2 protein-coding genes and 1 pseudogene are annotated in these 3,501 nt (G+C 61.0%); all 3 read left to right on the forward strand.

Annotated elements, in window-relative coordinates:
* Window positions 1–92 precede the first annotated feature (92 nt).
* Window positions 93–1,766, forward strand: a pseudogene (locus HT737_RS00420) (nitrite/sulfite reductase).
* A complete protein-coding gene (locus HT737_RS00425; RefSeq protein WP_095666680.1) occupies window positions 1,763–2,242 on the forward strand; it encodes a DUF934 domain-containing protein in 480 nt (159 codons plus the stop codon). The pseudogene HT737_RS00420 and the gene HT737_RS00425 overlap by 4 nt, the downstream one beginning before the upstream one ends.
* 308 nt (window positions 2,243–2,550) lie before the next feature.
* Window positions 2,551–3,501: hypothetical protein (locus HT737_RS00430; protein ID WP_182400939.1), on the forward strand; the 951-nt coding region annotated here is incomplete at its 3' end.

Here is a 3,501-nt window from a genome sequence, read left to right on the forward strand (position 1 = left end):
CGGTGTGTCAGCCAACAATGCAGTTGCCTGACACACCGCATTCGCGAGCAGGCTCGCTCCCACAGAATTAATTGATGAGGTGGGGCAGGCACATGTATCAATACGACGATTACGACCGCGCATTGGTGTTCGAGCGCGTTGCGCAGTTTCGCGATCAGGTCCAGCGCTTCATGGCCGGTGAATTGAGCGAAGAGGAGTTCTTGCCGCTGCGCCTGCAAAACGGTCTGTATATGCAAAAGCATGCGTACATGCTGCGTGTGGCGATCCCCTATGGCACCCTGAGTGCCGAGCAGATGCGCACGCTGGCGAGCATCGCCGCCGACTACGATCGCGGTTACGGCCACTTCACCACGCGGCAGAACCTGCAATTCAACTGGATCGAACTGGCGCAGGTGCCGGACATCCTTGAACGTCTGGCGCAGGTCAACATGCATGCGATCCAGACCTCCGGCAACTGTGTGCGCAACATCACCACCGAAGCCTTCGCCGGGGTCGCGGCGGACGAGCTGATCGATCCGCGCCCGCTGGCAGAAATCCTCCGGCAATGGTCGACGATCAACCCGGAATTCCTCTTCCTGCCACGCAAGTTCAAGATCGCCATCTGCTCGGCAAAACAGGATCGTGCGGCGATCATGATGCATGACATCGGCCTCTATCTTTATCCGGGGCGCGACGGGCAAATGCTGCTGCGGGTGATCGTCGGTGGCGGGTTGGGGCGCACGCCGATTCTCGGTGTGCAGATCCGCGAAGGTTTGCCGTGGCAGCATCTGCTGTCCTACGTCGAGGCGATCCTGCGGGTCTATAACCGCCATGGCTGGCGCGACAACAAGTACAAGGCGCGGATCAAGATTCTGGTCAAGGCGCTGGGCATCGAGCGTTCGCCAAAGAGGTCGAGGAAGAATGGCAACACCTCAAGGACGGCCCGGCGCAGTTGACCGAGGCTGAATATGCGCGAGTCGCCAGTGCCTTCGTGCCGCCGATCTATCACACCCTGGCCGATACCGATCTGGATTTCGGCACGCGTCTGGCCGAAAGCCCGGCGTTCGCTCGCTGGGTTGCGCGCAACGTGCAGCCGCACAAGAAAGCGGGTTACACCAGCGTGGTGCTGTCGACCAAACCCGGCCTGAGTGCGCCCCCCGGGGGATGTCACCGGGTTGCAGATGCTGGCGGTGGCCGACTGGGCGGAGCGTTTCGGCTTCGGCGAGATCCGCATTGCCCACGAACAGAATATCGTTCTGCCCGATGTGCAGAAGTCTGAACTGTATGCGCTCTGGCAACTGGCCTGCGAACACAAGCTGGGCAGCGCCAATGTCGGCCTGCTGACCGACATCATCGCCTGCCCGGGCGGTGATTTCTGTGCGCTGGCCAACGCCAAGTCGATCCCGATTGCCCAAGCGATACAGGCGCGTTTCGCCGACCTCGATTACCTGCACGATCTGGGCGACATCAGTCTGAACATCTCCGGCTGCATGAACGCCTGCGGCCATCACCACATCGGCAATATCGGCATTCTCGGTGTCGATAAAAACGGCAGCGAGTGGTACCAGATCACCCTCGGCGGCGCGCAGGGCAAACACAGCGCATTGGGCAAAGTCATCGGCCCGTCCTTCAGCGCGGCGGAGGTGCCGCAGGTGATCGAGCGGATCATCGGCACCTTCGTGCGATACCGCGAAAGCGAGGAGTTATTTGTCGACACCGTGGCGCGCATTGGCCTGGAGCCGTTCAAGGAGCGGGTCTACCCGAAAGCGCTGGAGGTGTCGGCATGAACAATCTGCTGCGGCTGGAGCAGGGTGTGGCGCGGCAGGTCGAGGATGATCCGTGGACGCTGATCCGCGAGCCGGAGCAGGGCAGGCCGCAAGGATTGCTGATCCTGCCGCTGGCGCACTGGCTGCAATCGCCGTCGACGCACGCGGTGTGGCTGGGGCCGGACGACGACGTTGAAAGCGTGGTGCCGTGGCTGGCTTCGCTGCCGCTGATTGCCCTGGATTTCCCGAGCTTTCGCGATGGTCGGGCCTACAGTCAGGCGTATCTGCTGCGCAGCCGGTTTGGCTGGAGCGGTGAGTTGCGGGCGATTGGCGATGTATTGCGTGACCAGCTCAGCCATATGCGTCAGTGCGGGTTCGACAGTTTTGCGGTGCGCGAGGACAAGTCGGCCGAAGATGCGCTCAAGGGCCTGGCGGGGATGAGCGTGCTGTACGGCCGCTCGGTGATCGAGCCGCGCCCGCTGTTCCGCAGACGCTGAATATCCATTGCTTGATAGATACTTTGTGGTGAGGGGATTTATCCCCGATGGGCTGCGAAGCAGACCTAAAATCTGCCGAAGCATTTCTTCAGCTAAAACCTGTTGGCTGGTTCTGCGGCCGCTGCGCAGCCGGTCGGGGATAAATCCCCTCACCACAATTGTCTAGCGTCCCCTTCTATACAGGGGAAACCCTTACACCCCCGCACCATTCCCGGATTTTCCCTTGGGTCGATGCTGGCCTTTTGGTAGAGTCGCCGTCGCCAGCGGGTTTTCGGCTGGACGACGGAACGAAGAAGGGAGTCTGGGTAGTGAGTGCGGGCAAAAAGATTTTGGGCCTCACGGCGTTGCTGTTGATGCTGACGCTGTGGGCCAGTTACTTCTATGTGTTCAAGGAAAACCGCGACGGCCAGTTGGGCGGGGCCGGTGAAAGCACCGCGTGGTGCGGCACGCCGCCGTCCACCGAAGCGGCGCTGTTGGGCAAGGATCAACTGACCCTGCGCGTCACCAACAACCTGCGCGGCGAGTTCATGCTCAGTGGCTCGCTGGTGGTCTCCGAACGCACCTTTAACCGCTACGATCTGGGTCGCAACGAACTGCGTCTGCGCCTCGAACCGTTGCAGTGGTCGTATGGCGTCACGCCGATCTTCCTCGAACAGGTCAAGGTCCAGCCGCTGAGCCGCAACCTCGCCTCACCGACCAAAAGCGCCTACGCCGAGCTTGAACTACGGCCAATCGGCGTGCAGGGTCAGGTCACCGACTTTCCGTTCGACACCTATCGCTACGGCTACAAACCGGTGCTGTATTACCTTAAGGGCAGCGAGCGCATCGACCTGCGCTTCAAGAACATCACCACGCTGATGGACCTGTCCAACACCTTCACACCGATTCAGAAATACAACCGCGTCGAGTACATCAACGAGAAAAACTCGATGATCCGCGACGAGGACTACAAGGCCTACGGCCCGCACGAATGCGCGTTCAGCGTCGAGCGCAAAGGCTCGTTCAAGGTTGTGGTGCTGTTGTTGCTGCTGGTGCTGTTCCTGCCGCTGCTGCACGTGTTCTATCGCGACGAACCGGGGATCGACTTCCTCGCTACGCTGGTGGCGATTGCCGTGGTGCGCGTGCTGCTGGTGGGGCCGGTGCAGGACTTCCAGCTGTACAACATCGACTTCCTGTTTGGCGCAGCGATTCTGCTGGTGGGCTCGGTGTCGCTGATCAAGGCGATGCGCGCCAACAGTCGCCGGGAGATGGCGTTGAAG

Origin of the sequence: Pseudomonas sp. MD195_PC81_125 (assembly GCF_014060985.1) — a bacterium.
GTDB classification, from domain to species: domain Bacteria; phylum Pseudomonadota; class Gammaproteobacteria; order Pseudomonadales; family Pseudomonadaceae; genus Aquipseudomonas; species Aquipseudomonas parakoreensis.